This window comes from Kluyvera georgiana ATCC 51603, assembly GCF_001654985.1.
Lineage (GTDB): Bacteria > Pseudomonadota > Gammaproteobacteria > Enterobacterales > Enterobacteriaceae > Kluyvera > Kluyvera georgiana.
In genome coordinates, this window is the sequence record NZ_LXEU01000069.1 from 1 (window position 1) to 25124 (window position 25124).

General features: G+C 57.5%; 23 protein-coding genes. 10 read left to right on the forward strand and 13 right to left on the reverse strand.

What is annotated here, in order from left to right:
- Positions 1-36: 36 nt before the first annotated feature.
- Entirely contained in the window at positions 37-900 is an 864-nt protein-coding gene (locus M989_RS17350) for a MurR/RpiR family transcriptional regulator (protein WP_064547331.1), read from the reverse strand.
- A 180-nt stretch (positions 901-1080) separates the two neighbouring features.
- Between M989_RS17350 and M989_RS17355 the strand changes: the two genes are divergently transcribed.
- Together M989_RS17355 and M989_RS17360 are read left to right on the forward strand one after the other, a co-directional pair.
- Entirely contained in the window at positions 1081-1956 is an 876-nt protein-coding gene (locus M989_RS17355) for an ROK family protein (protein WP_064547334.1), read from the forward strand.
- Positions 1957-2059: 103 nt separating this feature from the next.
- Complete coding sequence (locus M989_RS17360; protein WP_064547488.1) at positions 2060-2293, forward strand: YgdI/YgdR family lipoprotein; 234 nt, start codon at positions 2060-2062, stop codon at positions 2291-2293.
- Between the two features lie 48 nt (positions 2294-2341).
- Here M989_RS17360 and M989_RS17365 read toward each other — a convergent pair whose 3' ends face one another.
- From M989_RS17365 to idnO, 3 genes are read right to left on the reverse strand one after another with little or no spacing between them, the layout of a single operon-like run.
- The gene (locus M989_RS17365) at positions 2342-2809 is read right to left on the reverse strand and encodes a NanQ anomerase/TabA/YiaL family protein (RefSeq protein ID WP_064547336.1); all 468 of its coding nucleotides are present in this window, start codon (positions 2807-2809) and stop codon (positions 2342-2344) included.
- Positions 2806-3336, reverse strand: coding sequence for a gluconokinase (locus tag M989_RS17370; RefSeq protein WP_064547338.1), 531 nt, complete (start codon positions 3334-3336; stop codon positions 2806-2808). The genes M989_RS17365 and M989_RS17370 overlap by 4 nt, the downstream gene beginning before the upstream one ends.
- Positions 3337-3351: 15 nt before the next feature.
- Positions 3352-4116: a gluconate 5-dehydrogenase gene (gene idnO, locus M989_RS17375; protein ID WP_064547340.1), complete on the reverse strand. Its 765-nt coding sequence runs from the start codon at positions 4114-4116 to the stop codon at positions 3352-3354.
- 77 nt (positions 4117-4193) lie between these two features.
- On the opposite strand from idnO, the gene M989_RS26075 reads away from it, so the two are divergent.
- The 7 genes from M989_RS26075 (at position 4194) to folA (ending at position 11028) form a co-directional block, all read left to right on the forward strand.
- Entirely contained in the window at positions 4194-4370 is a 177-nt protein-coding gene (locus M989_RS26075; protein ID WP_209438772.1) for a hypothetical protein, read from the forward strand.
- Complete coding sequence (locus tag M989_RS17380) at positions 4370-5362, forward strand: LacI family DNA-binding transcriptional regulator (RefSeq protein WP_064547342.1); 993 nt, start codon at positions 4370-4372, stop codon at positions 5360-5362. The genes M989_RS26075 and M989_RS17380 overlap by 1 nt, the downstream gene beginning before the upstream one ends.
- Positions 5363-5560: 198 nt before the next feature.
- Entirely contained in the window at positions 5561-6511 is a 951-nt protein-coding gene (locus M989_RS17385) for a 2-hydroxyacid dehydrogenase (protein ID WP_064547344.1), read from the forward strand.
- 56 nt (positions 6512-6567) lie between these two features.
- Positions 6568-7878: an MFS transporter gene (locus M989_RS17390; RefSeq protein WP_064547346.1), complete on the forward strand. Its 1311-nt coding sequence runs from the start codon at positions 6568-6570 to the stop codon at positions 7876-7878.
- 120 nt (positions 7879-7998) lie between these two features.
- Positions 7999-8532, forward strand: a complete 534-nt coding sequence (gene kefF, locus M989_RS17395; RefSeq protein ID WP_064547348.1) for a glutathione-regulated potassium-efflux system oxidoreductase KefF — start codon at positions 7999-8001, stop codon at positions 8530-8532.
- Positions 8525-10396: a glutathione-regulated potassium-efflux system protein KefC gene (gene kefC / locus M989_RS17400; protein WP_064547350.1), complete on the forward strand. Its 1872-nt coding sequence runs from the start codon at positions 8525-8527 to the stop codon at positions 10394-10396. Before kefF ends, kefC begins: the two co-directional genes overlap by 8 nt.
- Positions 10397-10548: 152 nt before the next feature.
- On the forward strand, positions 10549-11028 hold the full coding sequence (folA, locus tag M989_RS17405; RefSeq protein ID WP_064547352.1) for a type 3 dihydrofolate reductase: 480 nt from the start codon (positions 10549-10551) through the stop codon (positions 11026-11028).
- Between the two features lie 132 nt (positions 11029-11160).
- On the opposite strand, the gene apaH is transcribed toward folA, so the two are convergent.
- The 6 genes from apaH to lptD are packed head-to-tail and all read right to left on the reverse strand — an operon-like array spanning position 11161 to position 17902.
- Positions 11161-12009 carry a bis(5'-nucleosyl)-tetraphosphatase (symmetrical) ApaH gene (gene apaH, locus M989_RS17410; RefSeq protein WP_064547354.1) on the reverse strand — a complete coding sequence of 283 codons (849 nt, stop codon included), beginning with the start codon at positions 12007-12009 and terminating at the stop codon, positions 11161-11163.
- Positions 12010-12011: 2 nt separating this feature from the next.
- The gene (gene apaG, locus M989_RS17415) at positions 12012-12389 is read right to left on the reverse strand and encodes a Co2+/Mg2+ efflux protein ApaG (RefSeq protein ID WP_064547356.1); all 378 of its coding nucleotides are present in this window, start codon (positions 12387-12389) and stop codon (positions 12012-12014) included.
- Positions 12390-12392: 3 nt separating this feature from the next.
- The gene (rsmA, locus tag M989_RS17420; RefSeq protein WP_064547358.1) at positions 12393-13214 is read right to left on the reverse strand and encodes a 16S rRNA (adenine(1518)-N(6)/adenine(1519)-N(6))-dimethyltransferase RsmA; all 822 of its coding nucleotides are present in this window, start codon (positions 13212-13214) and stop codon (positions 12393-12395) included.
- Positions 13207-14196, reverse strand: coding sequence for a 4-hydroxythreonine-4-phosphate dehydrogenase PdxA (gene pdxA / locus M989_RS17425; protein ID WP_064547360.1), 990 nt, complete (start codon positions 14194-14196; stop codon positions 13207-13209). Before pdxA ends, rsmA begins: the two co-directional genes overlap by 8 nt.
- Positions 14196-15482: a peptidylprolyl isomerase SurA gene (gene surA, locus M989_RS17430; RefSeq protein WP_064547362.1), complete on the reverse strand. Its 1287-nt coding sequence runs from the start codon at positions 15480-15482 to the stop codon at positions 14196-14198. Before surA ends, pdxA begins: the two co-directional genes overlap by 1 nt.
- A gap of 53 nt (positions 15483-15535) precedes the next feature.
- Complete coding sequence (gene lptD, locus M989_RS17435; RefSeq protein WP_064547364.1) at positions 15536-17902, reverse strand: LPS assembly protein LptD; 2367 nt, start codon at positions 17900-17902, stop codon at positions 15536-15538.
- 183 nt (positions 17903-18085) lie between these two features.
- On the opposite strand from lptD, the gene djlA reads away from it, so the two are divergent.
- The gene (gene djlA / locus M989_RS17440) at positions 18086-18910 is read left to right on the forward strand and encodes a co-chaperone DjlA (protein ID WP_064547366.1); all 825 of its coding nucleotides are present in this window, start codon (positions 18086-18088) and stop codon (positions 18908-18910) included.
- A 101-nt stretch (positions 18911-19011) separates the two neighbouring features.
- Here the strand turns inward: djlA and rluA are convergent, their stop codons facing one another.
- The 3 genes from rluA to polB all read right to left on the reverse strand — a co-directional run bounded on the left by rluA (position 19012) and on the right by polB (position 25077).
- Entirely contained in the window at positions 19012-19671 is a 660-nt protein-coding gene (gene rluA, locus M989_RS17445) for a bifunctional tRNA pseudouridine(32) synthase/23S rRNA pseudouridine(746) synthase RluA (protein WP_064547368.1), read from the reverse strand.
- 11 nt (positions 19672-19682) lie between these two features.
- Positions 19683-22589 (reverse strand): RNA polymerase-associated protein RapA, encoded by a 2907-nt coding sequence (gene rapA, locus M989_RS17450; protein WP_064547370.1) that lies wholly within the window; start codon positions 22587-22589, stop codon positions 19683-19685.
- 130 nt (positions 22590-22719) lie between these two features.
- Positions 22720-25077 (reverse strand): DNA polymerase II, encoded by a 2358-nt coding sequence (gene polB, locus M989_RS17455; RefSeq protein WP_064547372.1) that lies wholly within the window; start codon positions 25075-25077, stop codon positions 22720-22722.
- Positions 25078-25124 lie beyond the last annotated feature (47 nt).

Here is a 25124-nt window from a genome sequence, read left to right on the forward strand (position 1 = left end):
CGGGGAGAGGGCTAGGGTGAGGGGGAAACCCCCGCACTAATCCCCCAACGGCTGCCGGTCAGCACCGCCTCGATGGCTATCCAGCGCAAGCTTAATCCGCCGCAAACGGTTTTTCGTCTCCGCTTTATTCACTACCGCCAATTCCGTCGCCAGCACGTCAACCATCGCCAGCATCGCGTAGCGCGAGGTGCTGGGCTTAAAGATATAGTCGTTTTCCCGTACGATCAGCGGCAGCACCAAATCGGCGTTCTCGGCAAGCGGCGTGGCCTCTGGGGTAATGGCAATCACTTTCGCCCCGTACTGACGCGCAATCGCCGCGCTATCCACCACTTCCTGCGTATAGCCGCCGAGCGACAACGCCAGCACCACATCGTTTGGCGACACCGCTGAGCACATCATCCTCACCAGCAGCCCGTCGCTCTGGCTCACCACCGGCAGGCCAAGGCGGAACAAGCGGAACTGCACCTCCTGAGCGCAGATGGTGGAGCCGCCGCCCATGCCGATTGCGAGGATCTGCCGCGCGCCGCTGAGCCACTCGACGGCGCGGCTGAGTGAGTCGGGATCCAGCGCCCGGCGGTTCATCTCCAGCACGTTGATGATCGTTTCGTAGATCCCCTGTACCCCTTCCAGATCCGGCACATCGAGAATAAAGCGCTGCCCTACCGCCAGCGACTGCGCGAGTTTCACTTTTAGCTCGCGGACGTCTTTGCAGCCAATGGCGCGCGCGAAACGGGTAATCGATGCCTGACTGGTCTCGGTCAGCTTCGCCATTTCGGCAATGGGTAAGGAGGTCGCCGTCTGAACGTCATCGAGAATAAACTGGGCGATCCGCTTCTCGGTGGCGGTCAGCTCGACAAAGCGGTCGGTAATGCAGGAAATGATGTCGATGGATGCAGACATGGTAAACCCCTGAAATAAATAGCTGATACTTTGTACCATAGAAATTGTGCGCCGGGGAAACGGACTCGCCGCACCGTGACGTAGGGTTCAATGTTGGGAGAGGGCGCAAGTTTCAGCACTTGAGCACCCGGCATAATAGCCCTCTCTTTTGCCAACATTACTCATAACTACGGAATATATATGGCTATTTTGTTATTTGATTGGGGTGGGAGTTCTATTAAATACGGCGTCTGGCACCAGCAGACGTTGAGCGACACGGGCGCGGTTAAAACGCCAGATAGCTGGGAGAAAATGCAGGCGCAACTGCTGGAAATCTGCCGTCAGTACCAGCTGCGCTATGATATTCAGGGGGTGGCAATCAGCGCCCCCGGTAGCGTAGACCCTGAACGTGGCGTGATAGGTGGCCTGAGCGCGATTCCTTACATCCACCATTTCCCCATCGTCGAAGCGCTGACGGCGCTGTTTGGCCTGCCGGTCAGCATTGAAAATGATGCCAATGCCGCAGGCATTGCCGAAGCGGCGTTGGGCGCCGGGCGTGACGATCGACACGTACTGTTTGTGATTGTCGGCTCCGGTGTGGGTGGAGCTATCCTGGAAGATAAAGTGCTGCGCCGCGGTAGCCACGGCTATGCGGGTGAGTTTGGCCTGATGACGCTGGAGGGGGGGCAGACGTTCAGCGAGCTGGGCACCGCCGTGGCGATGGCGCGTCGTTACGCCCAGCGGATATCGCTTGAACGGGATTCTGTCTCTGGGGCCGAGGTGTTTCGTCTTGCCGAGCAGGGCGATGAGGTTGCGAAACAGGAAGTGGCGCAGTTCTATCACTGGATGGCCGTTGGCCTGCTCAATTTACAGGTATGCTACGATCCGGATTGTCTGGTGATTGGCGGTGGGATCTCAGCCAGTGATGCCATTTTTGCCGGGATCGTCTCTCGCTTAACCGATCTGGTCGCGGAAAAAAATCTCGCGGAATTTATGCCGAAACTGCTGCTGTGCCAGTACCGCAACGATGCCAATCTTATCGGTGCGGCGGTGAGCTTTACGCAACAACACGGCTAAAATGCCGCTTCGGAGTGTTCTGGTTTCCCTCCCGCTTTCAGCCAGCTAACCTAAAATGGTTAGAGTGATAACGATTTTAGCTGAGAAGCAGGAGGGAAACATGATGCAATATAAGCGACTCACCGTAGCGATTCTGACGGCTGGCGCACTCTTTACCGTTGCTGGGTGTTCATCCAACCAGGCGTTAAAAACCACCGATGGGAAAACTATCATCACCGACGGGAAACCACAGGTCGATGAGGATACTGGTCTGGTGTCGTATAAAAATGCCGAAACCGGGAAAACAGAACAGATTAACCGCGATCAGGTCCGGTCGATGGGTGAGCTCGATAACTAAACGTTATTCGTGGCCCCGCGAATGCCGTGCGGGGCCAGCGCATAACGTTTAAATGAGTGCGCTATTGATTTTGATGATGATCTTACGCAGCGGCGCGCCCGCGCCAAGGCTGCTCATCGGACGGTGCAGTTCACCCGGGAAGATGATGGCTATCTCTTCGGGGTGCAGGTGAATCAGCGTTTCGCTGCTTATTTGCGTGCAGAAGCCGATGTCATGCGCGTCGTTAAACGCACCGTCTTCGACAATCTCCAGCCCCTTATTTCCCGCCCCAATAATCTCTTCGCCCTTCAGCACGATGTGAATATCAATATATTGCCGATGGTACTCCGGACGCTGTTCGGCCAGCGGTTTGCTTTCCCCTTCTACCACGTTAAAGAACAGGTTATCGCCATCGACGATATATTTTCCCGGCGGTAGCGCGTGCGGCTCTTGATTAATCACGGCGCGCAGCGCCTTACGGATAGCCTGCGGATAAAAGGCGGTTTTCTCCGCGTGATGAAGCGTGTCGATAATCATGCCGGAACTCCCAATGTGGGTTGATGGGCTAAAAGGGTGAGCGAGCGGGCAACGATGCCCGGAACGTCGCCGGAAATATCGACCGGCAGAATGTCTGGCTCGCGATCGTCCGGGGCTTCCAGCGCGGCAAACTGGCTTTTCAGCAGCGCTTCCGGCATAAAGTGGCCTTTGCGCGCCTGCATACGCTGCAAGATGCAGTCGTAGTCGCCGGTCAGCCACAAAAAGCGTAGGTGCGGATTACCCGCGCGCAGCTGGTCGCGGTAGCGCTTTTTCAGCGCCGAGCAGACCAGTACACCGGACTCGTTTTTCTGCCCGAGGCTAAAGATCACATCGCCAATGCGCTCCAGCCACGGCTGGCGGTCGCTATCTTCCAGCGGCTGGCTGGCGGCCATTTTAATGATATTCGCCCGTGGGTGAAGGTCATCACCGTCGATAAACTTCGCTCCCAATGCCTGAGAAAGCGCCTGCCCGACGGTGGTTTTGCCGGTGCCGGAGACGCCCATTAGAATAATGCACTGTCCTGCCATGGTTTTGCTCCCGACTCAGACGGCGACCAGCATGCCGCCGTCAACAAACAGCAGATGCCCATTCACAAAATCAGAGGCTTTCGACGACAGGAACACCGCCGCGCCAACCAACTCCTGCGGGTCGCCCCAGCGGGCGGCTGGCGTACGCTTGCACAGCCAGTCGGTAAAGGCTTTATCGTCAACCAATGCCTGGGTCATGGCGGTTTTAAAGTAGCCTGGTGCGATACCGTTAACCTGAATATTGTGGCGTGCCAGTTCTACGCACATCCCGCGGGTCAGCATTTTGACCGCGCCTTTGGCGGCGGCGTACGGGGTGATGGTGTCGCGCCCCAGTTCGCTCTGCATCGAACAGATATTGACGATTTTGCCTGCGCCGCGCGTCATCATGCGTTTGGCCACGGCCTGGGAAACCAGGAAAACGGCGGTCTGGTTCACCGCAATCACGTCGTTCCATTCTTTCACCGGGAACTCGGTGAACGGGTGACGGCGCTGGATGCCAGCGTTATTAAACAGCACGTCGATAGCGCCGATGCGCGCTTCAATATCGGCAATGGCGTTTTCCACCGACTCAGGGTCGGTAACGTTAAAGACCGCGGTATGGGCGACGGCACCCTCGTCGCGGAGTTTCATCGCAGCCTGCTCTGCGCGTTCTGCGGAGATATCGTTGATGATGATTTCCGCGCCGTACTGGGCCAGCCCCTGGGCCATCACGTAGCCGATACCCTGTCCGGAGCCGGTAATTAAAATGCGTTTGCCTTGCAGGCTGAATAAGTTGTTCATCACAGTGTCCTGTATTGCGATCCGATGCGCTAAGAAGATGTTCTCTATCTCACGGTTTTTGCCCCGGTGAAACTGTGATGAAGATCACTCTCGACTATGTTACAAAAAGGGGTTACAGCATGTGTGATCCTGAAGGGGAAAACCGCGCGAAAACCGCGCCATGCGGGGCTTTGACGCTGGGTTATCGCTTTCTCTTTTTTGTAACCTGCTGGCATAATAGGCCACAGGATTTCGGCAATGACGGGCAGGGCTAATGAAAGTACAACGCATCACGTTAGAGGATATCGCCGCGCTGGCGGGGGTAACCAAAATGACCGTCAGCCGTTATTTACGCACGCCCGAGAAGGTGAAACCGGAAACCGCCGAGCGCATTGCCAGCGTGATTGAAGAGGTGGGCTACCAGCCGGATGCCGATAACCCCGCCATCAGCAGTAATGTTGCGCCGCGCATTGGCGTGCTCGTCCCCTCGTTTAATAACCAAATATTCTCCGACGTCCTGGCGGGCATTGAATCAGTCACCACCGCCCACGGTTACCAGACGCTGGTGGTGAACTACGATTACGATAGCCAGCGTGAAGAAGAGCAGATTGCCACCGTGCTGGCGCTGAACGTTAAAGCGCTGCTGCTAACCGAATCGGTGCATACGCTGCGGGCGGAGAAATACCTGAAAGCCTCGAAAATCCCGATTGCCGAGGTGATGGGCTTATCGGATAACGCCGACCGCATCAACGTGGGCTTTGATAATTACCGCGCCGGGTTGGATATGACCAACATGCTGCTGGCGAGCGGTAAAAAGCAGATTATCTATTTTGGCTCAATGTCGGATATTCGTGATGAGCAGCGCTATGCAGGCTACTGCCGGGCGATGGAAGACGCGGGCTTGACGATTGGACGTATTGCGCCAAACAAGGTCTCTTCGGTGTCGATTGGCACTGGCATGATGACCCTTGCCCGCCAGATGTATAAAGAGATGGACGCTATTCTCTGCACTAACGATGATCTCGCGGTTGGGGTGTTACAGGAGTGCATCGCTTCGGGTATCGCGGTGCCGCAGGAGATGGCGATTGCCGGGTTCCATGGATTGGAAATTGGTCAGGTGGTGAGCCCGCGTCTGGCGAGCGTTTTGACGCCACGCTTTGAAATGGGTAAGGTCGCCACTGAGATTTTAATCAAGAAAATAAAAGGCTTACCGACTATCGAGAAGGTGGATCTCCACTATCGTTTATCGATGGGCGAAACCATCTAATCAGCCTGCCGCTAACGGCGTAATGTTATTTAATTGTTGCCACCCAGCCCGCATTCCAGCGGGCTTTTGCTTCCACGATCACGTCATCCGTAACACGGATTTCTAACACGATCTGGCGTGATGCAGATCGCAAAATGACATCGTGAAAACCCGTTTGATAGGCGTAACAAATTTCTGAACGCTTAAACAGGTAACACGATGAATACTGCAAACCCAAATACGGTACTGTTGATTGCCCCGGTCGTAGACGGCCTGCTGGATAAACTCTCCACCGCTTTCCAGGTCTATCGTCTGTATGAACAGGCTGACCCGCAGGCATTCTTGCGCGACGTCGGCCATCAGGTGCAGGCGGTGGTCACCCGTGGTGATATTGGCGTCACCCGTGCCGTACTGGAGCAATTGCCGAACGCTGGGCTGGTGGCGGTGTTTGGTGTTGGTACCGACGCGGTGGATCTCGACTATACCCGCGCTCATGACATTGCCGTCACCATCACTTCTGGCGTGCTGACCAACGACGTTGCCGACCTGGCGATGGGGCTGCTGCTGGCAGGCGCACGTCAGCTTTGCCTGGGCGATAAATTTGTTCGCGAAGGCAAATGGTTGAAACAAGGGCCGGGGCTGGCGACTCAGGTCAGCGGCAAACGTATCGGCATTTTCGGCATGGGCAATATCGGCCAGGCCATTGCCCGTCGCGCCAGCGGGTTTGATATGGAGATCCTCTACACCGACCGCAAAAAGCTCGACCACGTGGATTATCAGTGGTGCGCCGACCTGCACACTCTGGCTCATGAAAGCGATTTTCTGGTGATTGCCGCTTCTGGCGGCGCGGCAAACCGCGGGCTGATTGATGCCAGCGTGTTTAACGTGATGCCAAAACACGCGTGGCTGATTAACATCGCGCGCGGCACGCTGGTGGATGAGAAAGCCCTGATTCAGGCCCTGCAGAACGGCGTGATTGCCGGTGCCGGGCTGGATGTTTATGAAGACGAACCGCATGTGCCTGAGGCGCTGATGGCGATGGATAACGTCGTACTGTTGCCGCATGTGGCAAGTGCCACCCACGAAACGCGTCAGCGGATGAGCGAGGTGGTGTTCAATAACGTCGCCGCTTTCTTCAGCGATACGCCGCTACCGAATGCCATTGATTAATCATCGATGCTTTTCGCCATGCTGAGCATGGCTCCCCCCGAGAGAGAGTATAAATAATGACTGAGAAAATACCTGGCACTCGCTGGCTGCGTATCATTGCGCCTGTTCTCATCGCGTGCATTATTTCGTTTATGGACCGGGTTAATATCAGCTTCGCCTTGCCCGGTGGTATGGAGTCCGATCTGGGGATTACCAGCCAGATGGCGGGGGTGGCAAGCGGGATATTCTTTATTGGCTATCTCTTCTTGCAAATACCAGGCGGGCGCATTGCGGTTCATGGCAGTGGTAAGCGCTTTATTGCCTGGTCGCTGCTGGCATGGGCCATTGTCTCGATTGCCACCGGTTTTGTGACCCACGAATACCAACTGCTGGTGCTGCGCTTTATTCTCGGCGTGTCCGAGGGTGGGATGCTGCCGGTGGTGCTGACGATGGTCAGCAACTGGTTCCCGGAAAAAGAGATTGGTCGCGCTAACGCCTTCGTGATGATGTTCGCCCCGCTGGGCGGCATGCTTACCGCGCCGGTCTCCGGGGCGATTATCTCGGCGCTCGACTGGCGTTGGCTGTTTATCATTGAAGGGCTGCTATCGCTGGTGGTGCTGATGGTGTGGTGGCTGATGATCAGCGACCGCCCGGAAGAGGCGCGCTGGCTGCCGGAACGTGAGCGTGAGTATTTGATTACCGCGTTGACCGCTGAGCGAGAAGCCCGCCGTTCGGAAGCGCCGGTCAGCAATGCTCCGGTGCGGGAAGTGTTCCGCAACTCCGGGCTCATGAAGCTGGTGCTGCTCAACTTCTTCTACCAGACCGGGGATTACGGCTACACGCTGTGGCTGCCGACGATCCTCAAAAACCTGACTGGCGCCAATATGGCGAGCGTCGGCGTGCTGGCTATCCTGCCGTTTATTGCCACGCTTGCCGGGATCTACATTATCTCCCTGTTCAGCGACCGCAGCGGCAAGCGTCGGCTGTGGGTACGTTTCTCACTCTACGGCTTTGCCGCCGCGCTGTTGGCTTCGGTGGTGCTGCGTGACCATGTGGTGGCAGCCTATATTGCGCTAGTGGTGTGCGGCTTCTTCCTGAAAGCGGCAACCAGTCCTTTCTGGTCTATTCCGGGGCGTATCGCCATGCCGGAAGTGGCGGGCAGCGCACGTGGCGTCATCAACGGTCTGGGCAATCTGGGCGGCTTCTGCGGCCCGTATCTGGTCGGGGTGATGATCTACTTCTACGGCCAGAACGTGGCGGTATGTGCGCTGGCGGGCTCGTTGATTATCGCCGGGACGATCACCTTCTTCCTGCCGAAACATTGTGACCTGACCGCGCCATCTGACCAACCGCCGGTCGCGGATAAACCGGCCAATCAACCTTCCTGATCCTGTCGGGGGCATGGTTCTCATGCCCCCAATTCCTGCTGTTGTGTTAACTGATCCTGTAAGTGTCATCATTAACTGTCTAAACTCAGGAATAAAATAATGAAGTAAGACAGGCGAAACATGATTCTGATTATTTATGCGCATCCTTATCCGCATCACTCGCATGCGAACAAGCGGATGCTTGAGCAGGTAAGGACGCTCGACGGGGTGGAAATCCGTTCTCTCTATCACCTCTATCCCGATTTTAATATCGACGTTGCCGCCGAGCAGGAGGCGTTGTCCCGTGCCGATCTGGTTATTCTGCAACACCCGATGCAGTGGTACAGCACGCCGCCGCTGCTGAAGCTGTGGCTGGATAAAGTGCTGGCGCACGGTTGGGCGTACGGTCACGGCGGCACGGCGCTACACGGCAAAAGCGTGATGTGGGCGGTCACCACCGGGGGGGGCGAGAGTCATTTTGACATCGGTTCACATCCGGGGTTTGACGTCCTGGGTCAGCCGTTGGAAGCCACTGCCGTCTATTGCGGCATGAAATGGCTGCCGCCGTTTGCCGTGCACTGCACGTTTATCTGCGACGAAGAGACGCTGCAGGCGCAGGCGCGACACTACAAACAACGGTTACTGGCCTGGCAGGAGGAGCACAACAATGGATAGCCATACGCTAATACAGGCGCTGATTTATCTCGGCTCGGCGGCGCTGATTGTGCCTATCGCTGTGCGCCTGGGGCTGGGCTCGGTGCTCGGTTACCTGATTGCTGGCTGCATTATCGGCCCCTGGGGGCTGCGTCTGGTTACCGATGCGGAGTCTATTCTGCACTTTGCCGAAATTGGCGTGGTGCTGATGTTGTTCGTGATTGGCCTTGAGCTGGACCCGCAGCGCCTGTGGAAACTGCGCGCCTCGGTGTTTGGCGGCGGGCTGCTGCAGATGGTGCTGTGCGGCGCGTTGATCGGCGTCTTTTGTATCTTCCTTGGTCTGCGCTGGCAGGTGGCGGAGCTTATCGGCATGACGCTGGCGTTATCCTCCACAGCGATTGCCATGCAGGCGATGAATGAACGTAACCTGACGGTGACGCAGGTGGGGCGCAGCGCCTTTGCCGTACTGCTGTTCCAGGATATTGCGGCGATCCCGCTGGTGGCGATGATCCCGCTGCTGGCGAGCAGCGGCGGTTCCACCACGCTCGGCGCGTTTGCGTTCTCGGCGCTGAAGGTTGCCGGTGTGCTGGCGCTGGTGGTGGTACTGGGACGCTATGTTACGCGACCGCTGTTACGCTTCGTGGCGCGCTCCGGCCTGCGTGAAGTGTTCAGCGCCGTGGCCCTGTTCCTGGTCTTTGGCTTCGGTTTACTGCTGGAGGAAGTTGGGCTGTCGATGGCGATGGGGGCGTTCCTTGCCGGGGTGCTGCTGGCAAGCTCGGAGTACCGTCACGCGCTGGAGAGCGATATCGAGCCGTTTAAAGGGTTGCTGCTGGGGCTGTTCTTTATCGGCGTAGGGATGTCCATTGACTTTGGCACGCTGATTCACAACCCGCTGCGTATTATTACGCTGCTGGTGGGCTTCCTGGTCATTAAATCCGTGCTGCTGTGGCTGATTGCCAAACCGCTCCAGGTGCCGCGTTCCCAGCGCCTGTGGTTCGCGGCGCTGCTGGGGCAGGGCAGTGAGTTTGCCTTCGTGGTCTTCGGTGCCGCTCAGATGGCGAACGTGCTGGATGCCGAATGGGCGAAGGCATTGACGCTGGCGGTTGCGCTATCGATGGCGGCCACGCCGGTCCTGCTCGTGTTGCTGACGCGTCTGGAAAAACGCGCCAGCGCAGGCGATGCGCGCGAAGCGGATGAAATCGATGAAGAACAGCCGCGGGTGATCATCGCCGGTTTTGGTCGCTTCGGGCAGATTGCCGGTCGTTTGCTGCTCTCCAGCGGAGTTAAAATGGTGGTTCTCGATCATGATCCAGACCACGTGGATACGCTGCGTAAATTTGATATGAAGGTGTTTTACGGCGATGCGACCCGAGCCGACCTGCTGGAGTCCGCCGGGGCGGAAAAAGCGGAGGTGCTGATTAACGCCATCGACGATCCGCAGGCCAGCCTGGCGCTGACCGAGCTGGCAAAAGAGCACTTCCCGAACCTGACCATCATCGCCCGCGCTCGCGATGTCGAGCACTATATCAAGCTGCGCCAGGCGGGTGTTAGCGCGCCAGAGCGTGAAACCTTCGAGGCGGCGCTGAAGTCTGGCCGTCAGGCGCTGGAGTCGTTAGGATTGGGGGCTTACGAAGCGCGTGAGCGCGCCGACCTGTTCCGCCGGTTTAACGTTCAGTTGATGGAAGAGATGGTGGAAATGGCTGAGAACGACGCGACCTCGCGGGCGGCGGCGTTTAAACGTACCAGCGCTATGCTGACCGAAATCATCAGCGAAGACCGTAATCACCTGTCGGTGATTCAGCGTCACGGCTGGCAGGGTACGGAAGAGGGAAAACACAGCGGTAACCCGGAAGATGAGCCGGAAGTCAAACCGACACTCTCGTGATGGACTAAGTGTAATGCTGGCTGTCCACTTTCCCTTCGTGGACTTGCCAGCAAATCTGAAAATTTTCTTATTCTTTACCTGGCTGCCAGTCGACGAAAGATTATGCTTTCCGTATAGTGGCGACAATTTTTTTCGCATCTGGGACACACTCAATGATCAGTCTGATTGCTGCGCTAGCGGTCGATCGCGTCATCGGTATGGAAAACGCCATGCCATGGGACCTGCCGGCCGATCTGGCCTGGTTTAAACGCAACACCTTAAACAAACCTGTGGTGATGGGCCGCCTGACCTGGGAATCCATCGGTCGCCCGCTGCCGGGACGTAAGAACATTGTTATCAGCAGCCAGCCGGGCACCGATGACCGCGTGCAGTGGGTGAAATCGGTCGATGAAGCCGTTGCCGCCTGCGGCGACGCGGAAGAAATTATGGTCATCGGCGGTGGTCGAGTTTATGAGCAGTTCCTGCCGAAAGCGCAGAAGCTGTATCTGACGCACATTGACGCCGAAGTGGAAGGCGATACCCATTTCCCGGATTACGATCCGGACCAGTGGGAGTCGGTATTCAGCGAGTTCCATGATGCGGACGAGCAGAATTCCCATAGCTACTGCTTTGAAGTGCTTGAGCGTCGTTAAGACTGAGCCTTTCCCGTCGGCGCTTCGCTTGACCGGCTACATGTCGAGTACAATAAAAAACGCCGGATTTTCACCCGGCGTTTTTTGTTTTGGTAGCCCGGACAAGCGAAGCGCCGCCGGGGATGCACCAAACTACGAAGCTACCGCATCGCTCTCGCCCGGCGCCAGCCGACGGTTCGACGGCTGCACAAAATACGTTTTATCTTCCCAACGCAGGCAGGTCAGATCGCCGCCCCAACAGCAGCCGGTATCCAGCGCGTAAATATTTTTCGGCGTGCCTTTGCCTTCCAGCGAAGCCCAGTGCCCAAACGCTACGCTGTACTCCTCGGTCACCGGCCCCGGCAGCATAAACCAGGGTTTTAGCGGTGCGGCCACATTTTCAGGAGACTCCTTGCTGTACATATCCAGCTGGCCGTTGGGGAAGCAATAGCGCATACGGGTGAAGGCGTTGGTGATAAAACGCAGGCGCGCCAGGCCGCTCAGATCCCGCGACCAGTTGTTCGGCATATCACCGTACATCGCGTCAAGGAAGAAGGGATAGGAGTCACTTGAGAGCACGGCTTCCACGTCGCGCGCGCATTGTTTTGCCGTTTCGAGATCCCACTGCGGCGTAATGCCCGCGTGCGCCATCACCAGCTTTTTCTCCTCATCCACCTGCATCAGCGGTTGACGACGTAACCAGTTAAGCAACTCGTCCGCATCTGCGGCCTCCAGCAGCGGGTTCAGCCGGTCTTTCGGCTTGTTGCGGCTAATACCCGCAAACACCGCCAGCAGGTGCAGGTCATGGTTACCCAATACGATTTTGACGTTATCGCCCAGCGATTTCACGTAGCGCAGAACGTCCAGCGAGCCGGGACCGCGCGCAACCAGATCGCCCGTCAACCATAGGGTATCTTCGCCCGGCGTAAATTCCACCTGCTGCAATAGGGCGATTAATTCATCGTAGCAACCGTGAACGTCGCCAATAAGGTATGTAGACATGATTAGTGAATCAGCGTGGGAACAAAGAGACGGAAAACGGGAATGTCGATAGAGAACGGCACGCCGTCGGCATCGACCATATCATAGTGGCCCTGCATGGTGCCGAGCGGGGTCTCCAGCACGGCGCCGCTGGTGTACTGATACTCTTCGCCAGGTTCGATGTGCGGCTGAACGCCAACCACTCCCTCGCCCTGGACTTCGGTTTCGCGGCCGTTGCCGTTGGTGATGAGCCAGTAACGGCCCAGAAGCTGAACCGCGCTTCGCCCGAGATTGCGAATGGTTACCGTGTAGGCGAAGACGTAACGCTCTTCTTCCGGCTGGGAGTGCGTCTCAATGTAGACGCTCTGTACCTGGACGCAAACTCGTGGCGAATCGATCATGGTTTAGCTCTCCTTGGAGGGCGCATTTTCTGCCAGATAGTTAGCCATCTTGCAGTACTGCGCAACAGAGATATTTTCTGCTCGCATCGCCGGGTCGATGCCCAGCTCCGTCAACACCTCAACGCTGAACAGGTTGCCAAGGCTGTTGCGGACCGTCTTACGACGCTGGTTGAACGCCTCGGTCGTAATACGGCTCAGGACGCGAACGTCTTTTACCGGGTACGGCATGGTGCTGTGCGGCACGAGACGTACGACGGCGGAGTCGACTTTAGGTGGCGGCGTGAAAGCGCTCGGCGGCACTTCAAGAACCGGGATCACGTTACAGTAATACTGCGCCATGACGCTCAGACGGCCATAGGCTTTACTGTTCGGCCCGGCAACCAGACGGTTAACCACCTCTTTTTGCAGCATGAAATGCATGTCTGCAATGGCATTAGTATAGCTAAACAGGTGGAACATCAGCGGCGTAGAGATGTTATACGGCAGGTTGCCGAACACGCGCAGCGGCTGGCCCAGCGTCTGGGAGAGCTCGCCAAAGTTCATGGTCATGGCATCCTGCTGATAAATGGTCAGCTTCGGCCCCAGGAACGGGTGCGTTTTCAGACGCGCGGCCAGATCGCGGTCAAGCTCGATCACGGTCAGTTCGTCAAGGCGTTCGCCAACCGGTTCGGTCAGTGCGGCGAGGCCCGGGCCGATTTCAACCATGGCCTGGCCCTTTTGCGGATTGATGGCCGCAACAATGCTGTCGATCACGAACTGATCGTTGAGAAAGTTTTGCCCGAAGCGTTTACGGGCTAAGTGGCCCTGATGGACTCGATTATTCATTAGAGTTAACAATCATTTTGATGGCGAGATTAAGCGCCGTAATAAAACTGCCGACGTCCGCTTTCCCAAGGCCTGCCAGTTCAAGGGCGGTGCCGTGGTCAACGGAGGTGCGAATAAAGGGTAAACCGAGCGTAATGTTTACGCCACGGCCAAAGCCCTGGTATTTTAGCACGGGAAGGCCCTGATCGTGGTACATTGCCAGCACGGCATCGGCATGGTCAAGATACTTCGGCTGAAAAAGGGTGTCGGCAGGCAGCGGCCCGCTCAGATTCATCCCTTTCGCCCGCATCTCTTCGAGTACCGGAATAATGGTATCGATCTCTTCCGTACCCATGTGGCCACCTTCGCCCGCATGGGGGTTCAGGCCGCAGACCAGTACGTGCGGTTCGGCAAGACCAAACTTATTACGCAAATCGTCGTGCAGGATGGTTATCACCTCCCGCAGCAGATCCGGGGTGATGGCGTCGCTGACCGCTTTCAGCGGCAGGTGCGTGGTCGCCAGCGCGACGCGCAGTTCTTCGGTGGCCAACATCATCACCACTTTCGCCGCGCCCGAACGTTCTTCAAAGAACTCGGTATGCCCGGTAAACGGGATGCCTGCGTCGTTAATAATGCCTTTGTGCACAGGCCCGGTGACCAGCGCGGCAAATTCGCCGTTCAGACAGCCGTCACAGGCACGTGCCAGCGTCTCGACGACGTAGCGACCATTCTCCACGTTTAATTCACCCGGCGTCACCGGCGCATGCAGCGCAACGGGCAGCAGCGTTAGCGTACCGGCGCGTTGCGGTTTTGCAGGCTGTTCGGGAGCGTAAGGGAGAAGCGTGATGGGAAGACCAAGAAGTTTCGCCCGCTCGGTGAGCAGGCTGGCATCAGCGCAGACGACCAGTTCAAGCGGCCAGTCGCGCTGGGCCAGTTGGATCGCGAGATCCGGACCAATCCCGGCGGGTTCGCCGGGAGTGATAACGACACGATGTTGAGTCATTAGTTGCTCAGAATTTTAACGTAAGCGCTGGCGCGCTGTTCCTGCATCCAGGTGGCCGCTTCTTCAGAGAACTTACGGTTCATCAGCATACGATAGGCACGATCTTTCTGCGCCGCATCGGTGCGGTCAACGTTTCGGGTATCCAGCAGCTGAATCAGGTGCCAGCCGAAGGAAGAGTGAATCGGGGCGCTAATCTGGCCCTTGTTCAGCTTCATCAGCGCATCGCGGAACGACGGATCGTAGATGTCCGGGGTGGCCCAACCTAAATCGCCGCCCTGGTTAGCCGAGCCTGGATCCTGAGACAGCTCACGAGCCGCTTTCTCAAAGGTGGTTTTACCGCTGCGAATATCCGCGGCAACCTGTTCCAGTTTCGCACGCGCCTGGTCGTCGGTCATCACCGGAGATGGCTTAAGCAGAATGTGGCGAGCGTGGGTTTCGGTCACAGAGATGCTCTGAGACTGGCCGCGCATGTCGTTGATTTTCAGAATGTGGAAGCCAACGCCGGAACGGATTGGACCGACGATATCGCCTTTCTTCGCGGTGCTCAGCGCCTGAGCGAAGATGGCCGGCAGCTCCTGAATACGACCCCAGCCCATCTGGCCGCCTTTCAGCGCCTGTTGGTCTGCGGAGTAGGTGATGGCGAGCTTGCCGAAGTCGGCGCCGTTACGCGCCTGCTCGACGATAGATTCTGCTTGGCTCTGCGCTTCGTTTACCTGATCTGACGTTGGGTTTTCCGGCAGCGGCACCAGGATGTGGCTGAGGTTCAGCTCGGTGCTGGCGTCATTCTGGTTACCAATCTGGTTTGCCAGCGCGTCCACTTCCTGTGGCAGAACGGTAATGCGACGACGCACTTCGTTGTTGCGCACTTCAGAAATCAGCATCTCTTTGCGGATCTGGTTGCGATAGGTGTTGTAATTCATACCGTCGTAAGCCAGACGGCTACGCATCTGATCCATCGTCATATTGTTCTGCTTGGCGATGTTGGCAATAGCCGCGTCGAGCTGCTCATCGGAAACTTTGACGCCCATTTTCTGCCCCATCTGCAGGATAATCTGATCCATAATCAGCCGCTCCAGAATCTGGTGGCGCAGGGTCGTATCGTCCGGCAGCTGCTGGCCAGCCTGGCCGGCGTTCATCTTCACGGACTGCATCAGGCCATTGACGTCGCTCTCGAGGACAACGCCATTATTTACGACGGCTGCTACTTTATCGACAACCTGTGGGGCAGCGAAGCTGGTATTCGCAACTAAGGCGATACCGAGAAGCAGCGTTTTCCAGTTCTTCATACTTTTTCCATTTCAATTAACCGCAGTGCGGATGATGTGTCTAACCAGTTACTTTACAGCGAGCTCTGGTACGGCAGGATGTTGGAACGCAGCATCTGCTGGGTACCCAGACCGTAGTTAGAGCTCAGACCACGCAGCTCAATGCTGAAGCCGATGGAGTTGTCATATTTCGAACGTCCGGTGGTATTGTCGCTGTTGTAGTCCCAACCGTTGAGCTTACGCTCATAGCCGACGCGAATTGCGTAGCAGCAAGAGTTGTACTGCACGCCCAGCATCTGGTCTGCAGAGCTGTGCGTGTTGGTGTCAAAGTAGTAGGCACCGACGACGGACCAGCGATCGACGATTGGCCAGCTGGCCGTTGCCCCCACCTGCGAAATACCATTACGGTACTGCTCGGCGGTGGAGTAGGTCGGCAGCGTGGCCTGGATGTATTCCGGGCTGGCGTAGCGATAGGTCAACTGAACCAAACGCTCTTCGTCCTGACGGTATTCAATTGCCGAGCTGCTGTTGGCAATGTTGTTCAGACGCGTATCGTACTGAATGCCGCCGCGCAGACCCCATTTGTCGCTGATGCGCCAGTAGGTATCGCCTGCCCATACCAGTGAACCCGTTTTGTTGTCTTTCTCCCAGTTAATGTTGTCATCACCGGTACGAGACTCGGTGAAATAGTAGATTTGACCAACAGAAACGTTAAAACGTTCAACGGCGGCGTCATCATAAACGCGTGATGTGACGCCGGTCGTGATCTGGTTTGCGGAAGCGATACGGTCGAGGCCGCTGTAAGTCCGATCGCGGAACAGACCGGAGTAGTCGGACTGCAGCAGCGTGGAGTCGTAGTTGTTGATTTTGCTCTGATCGCGGTACGGCACGTACAGATACTGTACGCGCGGCTCCAGCGTTTGGGTATAGCCAGGGTTCAGCGCCATATCGCGCTCGAAAATCAGTTTACCGTCGACTTTCAGCTGCGGCATGGTGCGGCTGACGGAGCTGGACAGCTTGTTTACATTGCTGGCGTCGCTGTTGTAGCTGTCGAGGTTATCCTGGTTATAGTGCGTTGCCAGCAGCTTCGCTTCGGTATTCAGGCTACCCCAGCGGTTGCCCAGCGGCAGGCTGATGGTTGGCTCGAGGTGCACACGTGTCGCCTCAGGCAAACTGCTGTTACTGTTGGTGAACTTGACCGCCTGCGCGTAAAGATGGGTATCAAATGGCCCCAGATCGTTTTTATAAACGTTTACGTCCAGCTGCGGTTCAGCAGAGTAGGAGTTGCTGTTGCTGCGGTCAAAGACCTGGAACTTTTTACTCGATACGGTGGCGTCGAAGTTTTGATCCGCATAGCCTACGCTCAGCTTCTGCGTGGCGTAGCCATCGGTACTGGAACCGTATTTCGAGTCAAAATCGTTGAAGTAGTCCGGATCGCTGACTTTGGTGTAATCGGCGTTGAAGCGCCACACCTGATCCATCACGCCGGCATGACGCCAGAAGAACAGCCAGCGGCGGCTATTATCGTCGTTCGGGTGATCGTTGGAGTAGACGCTATCCGAAGGCAGGTAGTCGAGCTCGAAGAGGCCTTCACCCGCCTGGCTCAGATAGCGGAATTCATTTTCCCACATGACGCCGCCGCGCTTATCCATGTAGTGCGGGGTGATCGTCGCATCCATGTTTGGCGCGATGTTCCAGTAGTACGGCAGCATGAACTCGAAGCCGTTGGAACTGCCGTACTTGGCGTTGGGGATCAGGAAGCCTGAGCGGCGCTTGTCACCGACCGGCAGCTGCAGGTACGGGCTATAGAACACCGGGACCGGACCAATTTTGAAGCGGGCGTTCCAGATCTCGGCGACCTGCTCCTCGCGGTCGTGGATCACTTCACTACCCACCACGCTCCAGGTGTTAGAACCCGGCAGACAGGAGGTAAAGGTGCCGTTTTCCAGAATCGTGTAGCGGTTTTCACCACGCTGTTTCATGACGTCGGCGGTGCCGCGGCCCTGACGGCCAACCATCTGGTAGTCGCCTTTCCAGACGTTAGTATCTTTGGTATTCAGGTTTGACCAGGCTTTTGGACCTTTCAGAATCACCTGATTATCGTCATAGTGGACGTTACCGAGCGCATCCACGGTGCGCACCGGCGCGGTCAGACCATCAGCCTGTTTTTGATGCAGCTGAACTTCGTCAGCCTGCAGACGGCTGTTACCCTGGTTAATATCAACGTTGCCTTTAAATGAGGCGTTATCCGGGTAGTTACCGTCGGCGTGGTCGGCCGTAATGGTTACCGGCTGCTCGTTTGTCGGGCCGCTCACCAGTGGGCGATCGTAGCTCGGTACGCCAAGCATACATTGAGAGGCGAGATCGGCTGCCATTCCCTGCTGGCTGTACAAGGCGCTGGCGATCATGGTCGCGAGGAGAGTGGGAATACGTTTTTTCATACGTTGTATTTGTTGTTCCGTCATCTATAGCATTGCGGCATGCAAACGGTCAGAGACTAACGTACTCATCGTTCTCACGCTAGTTTTATCCTGCCCGTTCTCGCCAGAGGTGTTATGCACGGCATTGAATGACAGGTATGATAATGCATATTTTAGCCGCTGGCATGACGATTTGGGGAGTATATGCAGTATTGGGGAAAAGTGATTGGTGTGGCGGTTGCCCTGATGATGGGGGGCGGGTTCTGGGGCGTTGTCCTCGGGCTGCTCGTGGGCCACATGTTTGATAAGGCGCGCAGCCGTCGCGTGAACTGGTTTGCTAACCAACAGCAGCGTCAGTCGCTGTTTTTTGCCACCACGTTTGAAGTGATGGGCCACCTGACCAAATCGAAAGGGCGTGTAACGGAAGCGGATATCCATATTGCCAGTTTGTTTATGGACCGCATGAATCTGCACGGTGAGTCGCGTACGGCGGCGCAGCAGGCGTTTCGTGTCGGCAAGTCGGACAATTACCCGCTGCGCGAAAAAATGCGTCAATTCCGTAGCGTGTGCTTCGGGCGTTTCGATTTAATTCGGATGTTTCTTGAGATCCAGATCCAGGCGGCGTTTGCCGACGGTTCGCTGCACCCGAACGAGCGCGACGTGCTGTACATCATTGCCGAAGAGCTAGGCATCTCCCGCGACCAGTTTGACCAGTTCCTGCGCATGATGCAGGGCGGCGCGCAGTTTGGCAGCGGCTATCATCAGCAGTCTCAGGGCGGCCAGGGGGGCGGCTGGCAGCAGGCGCAACGCGGGCCGACGCTGGAAGATGCCTGCAACGTGCTGGGCGTGAAGCCGGGCGACGATGCGACCACCATCAAGCGCGCCTATCGTAAGCTGATGAGCGAACATCACCCGGATAAGCTGGTGGCGAAAGGGCTGCCGCCGGAGATGATGGAGATGGCCAAGCAGAAGGCGCAGGAAATTCAGAAAGCGTACGAGCTGATTAAAGAGCAAAAAGGGTTTAAGTAAGGTGCGTTGAATCGCCGGATGGCGTGACGCCTTATCCGGCCTACGATGAAGCATGTAGGCCGGGCAAGCGTAAGCGCCCCCGGCAAAAATTGGCACGTAACTTAAAAATCGACCGGCGCCTTAAACGTCATGCTATTACCAAACTGCGGGTGGGTGATGGTCAACGTTTCGGCGTGCAGCTGCAAACGCGGCGCCATCGCCAGCGCCTCGTCGTGGGCGTAGAAGCGGTCGCCGAGAATCGGGTGACCCAGCGCCAGCATGTGCACGCGCAGCTGGTGCGAGCGTCCGGTAATCGGTTTGAGCTTCACCCGCGCGGTGTTATCCGCCGCATACTCCAGCACTTCATATTCCGTTTGTGCCGCCTTGCCGGTTTCATAACACACCTTCTGCTTGGGCCGGTTTGGCCAGTCGCAAATCAGCGGTAAATCCACCAGACCTTCCTGCGGTTGCGGATGCCCCCACACGCGCGCCACGTACTGTTTTTTCGGCTCGCGCTCGCGGAACTGGCGTTTCAGCTCCCGTTCCGCGGCTTTGGTCAGGGCCACTACGATCACACCGCTGGTCGCCATATCGAGGCGGTGTACGGACTCCGCCTGCGGATAGTCGCGCTGCACGCGGGTCATGATGCTGTCTTTATGCTCCTCAAGACGGCCCGGCACGGACAACAAGCCGCTCGGCTTGTTGACCACCATAATGTGCTCATCCTGATAGAGAATAACCAGCCACGGGTCCTGCGGCGGATGGTAGTTTTCCATTCCCATAACGACTCCGGTTACTGGTGAGTGACAACAATCAGACGCAGCGCGTCCAGACGCCATCCCGCCTGCGACAGGCTTTCCAGCACCTGCTGACGGTTGCTTTCAATCGCTGAAAGTTCATCGTCGCGGATGTTCGGGTTTACCGCCTTCAGCGCTTCCAGACGTGACAGCTCGGCGCTGAGCTTTTCGTCCGCCTCTTCACGCGCGGCGGCAATCAGCGCCTGCGCGGCTTTCTCAATCTGCGCTTCGCCTTTTTGCAGAATGGTGTGTACATCCTGCTGTACCGCATTCACCAGCTTGCTGCCGGTATGACGGTTGACCGCGCTGAGCTGACGGTTGAAGGTTTCAAACTCGACCTGTGCGGCGAGGTTGGTACCGTTTTTATCGAGCAGCATACGCACCGGTGTCGGCGGCAGGAAGCGGTTGAGCTGTAGCTGCTTCGGCGCCTGGGCTTCCACCACGTAGATCAGCTCCAGCAGCAGCGTCCCGACAGGCAACGCCTTATTTTTGAGCAGTGAAAGGGTGCTGCTACCCGTGTCGCCGGAGAGGATCAGATCCAGACCGTTGTGAATCAGCGGGTGTTCCCAGGTCAGGAACTGTGCATCTTCACGCGACAGCGCGATATCGCGCTCGAAGGTGACCGTACAACCGTCTTCCGGCAGGCCCGGGAAGTCCGGAACCAGCATGTGATCGGACGGTGTCAGCACGATCAGGTTTTCACCGCGATCGTCCTGGTTAATGCCGACAATATCGAACAGGTTCATCGCGAAGGCGATAAGGTTAGTATCGTCGTCCTGTTCTTCAATGCTTTCCGCCAGCTTCTGCGCTTTCTCGCCGCCGTTGGAGTGAATCTCCAGCAGACGGTCGCGTCCCTGTTCGAGCTGCGCTTTCAGCGCATCGTGCTGCTCACGACTAGCTTTAATCAGCTCGTCGAAGCCGTCGCTGGTTTCCGGGGCGGCAAGGTAGGTGATGAGTTGGTCGTGCACGCTGTCATAGATGGTACGACCGGTCGGGCAGGTGTGCTCGAACGCATCCAGACCTTCGTGGTACCAACGTACCAGCACGGACTGCGCGGTTTTCTCAAGATACGGCACGTGGATCTGAATGTCGTGCGCCTGGCCGATACGGTCCAGACGGCCAATACGTTGTTCCAGCAGGTCCGGGTTGAACGGCAGGTCGAACATCACCAGGTTGCTGGCGAACTGGAAGTTACGGCCTTCAGAACCGATTTCCGAACACAGCAGTACCTGTGCGCCGCTGTCTTCTTCGCTAAACCAGGCGGCGGCGCGGTCGCGTTCAATAATCGACATACCTTCGTGGAACACGGCGGCGCGGATACCTTCGCGCTCGCGCAGCACCTGCTCGAGCTGCAGCGCGGTGGCCGCTTTGGCGCAGATAACCAGGACCTTCTGGGAACGGTGGCTGGTCAGGTAGCCCATCAGCCATTCAACGCGCGGGTCGAAGTTCCACCAGGTGCCGGTATCACCTTCAAATTCCTGATAAATCTGTTCCGGGTAGAGCATGTCACGAGCGCGCTCTTCGGCGCTTTTGCGGGCGCCCATAATGCCGGAAACTTTAATGGCCGTCTGGTACTGCGCCGGCAGCGGCAGTTTGATGGTGTGCAGCTCGCGTTTCGGGAATCCCTTCACGCCGTTACGGGTGTTACGGAACAGCACGCGGCTGGTGCCGTGGCGGTCCATCAGCATGCTGATAAGTTCCTGACGAGCCGCTTCTGCACCGTCGCGATCGCTGTTGGCGGTTTGCAGCAGGGCTTCGATATCCTGCTCGCCAATCAGCTCGCCCAGCATGTTCAGTTCGTCGTTGCTGAGCTTATTGCCTGCAAGCAGCAACGCAACGGCATCGGCCACCGGGCGGTAGTTTTTCTGTTCTTCAACGAACTGCTCGAAATCGTGGAAGCGGTTCGGGTCCAGCAGGCGCAGACGGGCGAAGTGGCTTTCCATCCCCAGCTGTTCCGGCGTTGCGGTCAGCAGCAGGACGCCCGGTACACGCTCGGCCAGCTCTTCAATCGCCAGATATTCGCGGCTTGGCGCGTCTTCGCTCCAGACCAGGTGGTGCGCTTCATCGACGACCATCAGATCCCATTCGGCGTCGCAAAGATGCTCCAGGCGCTGCTTGTTGCGGCGCACGAAGTCCAGCGAGCAGATCACCAACTGCTCGGTTTCAAACGGATTGTAGGCATCGTGCTGGGCTTCGGCATAGCGTTCGTCATCGAACAACGCAAAGCGCAGGTTGAAGCGGCGCAGCATTTCGACCAGCCACTGGTGCTGCAGGGTTTCCGGAACGATGATCAGCACACGCTGTGCGGCGCCGGAGAGCAGCTGCTGGTGCAGGATCATCCCGGCTTCAATGGTTTTCCCTAAACCGACTTCGTCTGCCAGCAGTACGCGCGGCGCGTGGCGACGGCCCACGTCATGGGCGATGTTGAGCTGGTGCGGGATCAGGCTGGTGCGCTGGCCGCGCAGACCGCTCCACGGCATGCGGTACTGCTCGCTCTGGTATTTACGCGCGCGGTAGCGCAGTGCAAATCGGTCCATACGGTCGATCTGCCCGGCGAAGAGACGGTCCTGAGGCTTGCTGAACACCAGTTTGCTGTCGAGCAGCACTTCGCGCATCATCACGTTGGCTTCTTCGGTATCCAGACGGGTGCCGATATATGCCAGTAGGCCATTTTCTTCTTTAACTTCATCAACGAGCAACTGCCAGCCTTCATGGCTGGTGATCGTGTCGCCGGGATTGAACATTACGCGGGTCACGGGGGAGTCACTACGGGCGTACAGACGGTTCTCTCCGGTTGCAGGAAAGAGCAGGGTGACGGTGCGTGCATCCATTGCAACAACAGTACCAAGTCCCAGTTCGCTTTCTGTATCGCTGATCCAGCGTTGACCAAGTGTAAAAGGCATATATGTTCGGCTCTATCTTTAATAAATTGCAGGCAATATTCAGCCACCACCTGAGAGGAGGCGGCGAGTGAATTTGGTCCAGGAATGGAAAGGGCGCTATGGTACTGGATGGCGGGACGTTAGTCACCTGTCAAAACAACCCCAGTTGCCCCGTCACTATTGTAGCAAAATCGTCGTCAACAAAGGGGAGAATTCCTTCGGCGACGGGGGCTAATTGCCTGGTGAGATAGTGATCGTAGTCGAGCGGCGACTGCTGATACGCCAGCGGCTCCGGGCCGTTGGTGGTCCAGACGTAGCGGATGCTGCCGCGCTGCTGGTACTGCTGAGGACGCCCTAACCGCACGTTCTGTTCATCGGCCAGGCGCGCGGCGCGGACGTGCGGCGGCACGTTGCGCTGATAGTCTGCCAGCGGGCGACGCAGCTGCTTGCGGTAGACTAACTGTTCGTCCAGCTCACCGTTCATCAGCTTATCAATGGTTTCGAGGATAAAATCCCGGTACGGTTCGTTGCGGAAGATGCGCAGATACAGCGCCTGCTGGAACTGCTGCGCCAGCGGCGTCCAGTCGGTACGCACGGTCTCCAGCCCTTTGTACAGCATCCGCTGCTCGTCACCGTCCTGAATCATCCCCGCATAGCGTTTCTTACTGCCCGTATCGGCACCACGAATGGTTGGCATCAGGAAACGGCAGAAGTGGGTTTCAAACTCCAGTTCCAGCGCGCTGGTTAGCCCGCTTTTTTGCAGCTCATCTGTCCACCACTGGTTCACAAAATTCACCAGCGAGCGGCCAATTTTCGCCGCTTCTTCCTCGCCGTGGGCGCGTTTGAGCCAGACGAAGGTGGAGTCGGTATCGCCGTAAATCACGTCATAGCCCTGAGACTCAATCAGCGCCCGGGTCTGGCGCATGATCGCGTGGCCGCGCATGGTGATCGATGACGCCAGCCGCGGATCGAAAAAGCGGCAGGCGCTGGTGCCCAGCACGCCATAGAAGGCGTTCATGATGATCTTTAGCGCCTGTGATAGCGGCTTGTTTTTATGCTGCTTGGCTTCATCGCGGGCGTGCCAGATCTGGCTGACGATCCCCGGCAGGCAGTGCTTATCGCGCGAAAACCAGGCCTCGAGGAAGCCTTCGGTGCTGTGTGCGGCGTCCGGATGCGCCATGCCTTCAATCAGCCCAACCGGGTCTATCAGGAACGAGCGGATGATCGACGGGTACAGGCTTTTGTAATCGAGAACCAGTACGGAATCATACAGGCCGGGTCGGGAGTCCATGACGTAGCCGCCGGGGCTGGCCTGCGGCGGCACCTCACCCAGGTTTGGCGCGACGTAGCCGAGGCGATGCATGCGCGGAAAATAGAGGTGGCTGAAGGCCGCCACCGAACCGCCGTGCCGGTCGACCGCCAGCCCGTTGACCGTGGCGCGTTCGAGCAGGAACGGCATGATCTCGGTCTTGTGGAAGATCTGTGTAACCAGCTCGCAGTCTTTGAGGTTATAGGTCGCCAGCGCGGGCTTATCTTCGGCGAAACGGCGGTCAATTTCGTCCATCCGATCCCATGGGTTATCTATCGCCTTGCCTTCACCCAGCAGCTCGCGGGCGACGTTTTCCAGCGAAAACGAAGTAAAGTTCCAGAAGGCGGATTTCAGCGCCTCAATGCCGTCGATAATCAGCCGTCCTGTGGCTTGTGCGAAGAACACGCCGTTCTTAAAGCCGTGCTCGCGCCACTCCAGCTCGCTGCCGCCGCGGCCAAGCAGCAGCGGCACCTTATAGCGCTCGGCGCTTTTTTGCAGCACGCGGAGGTCGAACTGCACCACGTTCCAGCCAATCAGTACGTCCGGATCGTGTCGCGCAAACCAGGCGTTGAGCTTTTCCAGCAGCAGCGGGCGGCTGGCGACGTATTCAAGGTGAAAATCAAGTGCTGGCGGCTGTTCCGGCGGGCTGCCGAGCATATAGACGGTGCGTTGCCCGCAGCCCTCCAGCCCGATGCAGTACAGTTCGCCGTGGCGGCTGGTTTCGATATCCAGCGAGACCCACTTTAGCGGTGGACGATAATCCGGGTTGGGCTTCATGCGGGCGTTCACCAGCGCGTTGCCGTGCGGCGTCCCCTCGACCCACACCGGTGCGGTAATAAAGCGCTCCATCAGGTAACGTTCCGGCGGGCGGATATCGGCTTCGTAGACGGTGATGCCGTTCTCGCGCAGCACTTTTTCCAGCCGCATCAGCTGGCGATGGGCGCGGCAGTACAGGCCGAAAACCGGCTGGCGGTGGAAATCTCTGAGGGCGAGCGGCGCCAGACGCACCCCGTTTTCGCCGTGCAGCAGGCGTTCGACCTGCGCACGCTGAGATTCCGGGATAAATGCGACGGACTCCTGCGGCGGCAGGGTGACCCGTAGCGGGCCGCTGTCAGTCGCTAGCCAGAACGTTAGCTCTGTGCCTTGCGGGGTATCCCGCCAGTGACGGGTTAACAGGAAACCTTGTTGTGGCTGCGTCACGCGTGCTCTCATCGATAAAAAAACCAGGCTTGATTATAGCCTGGTTT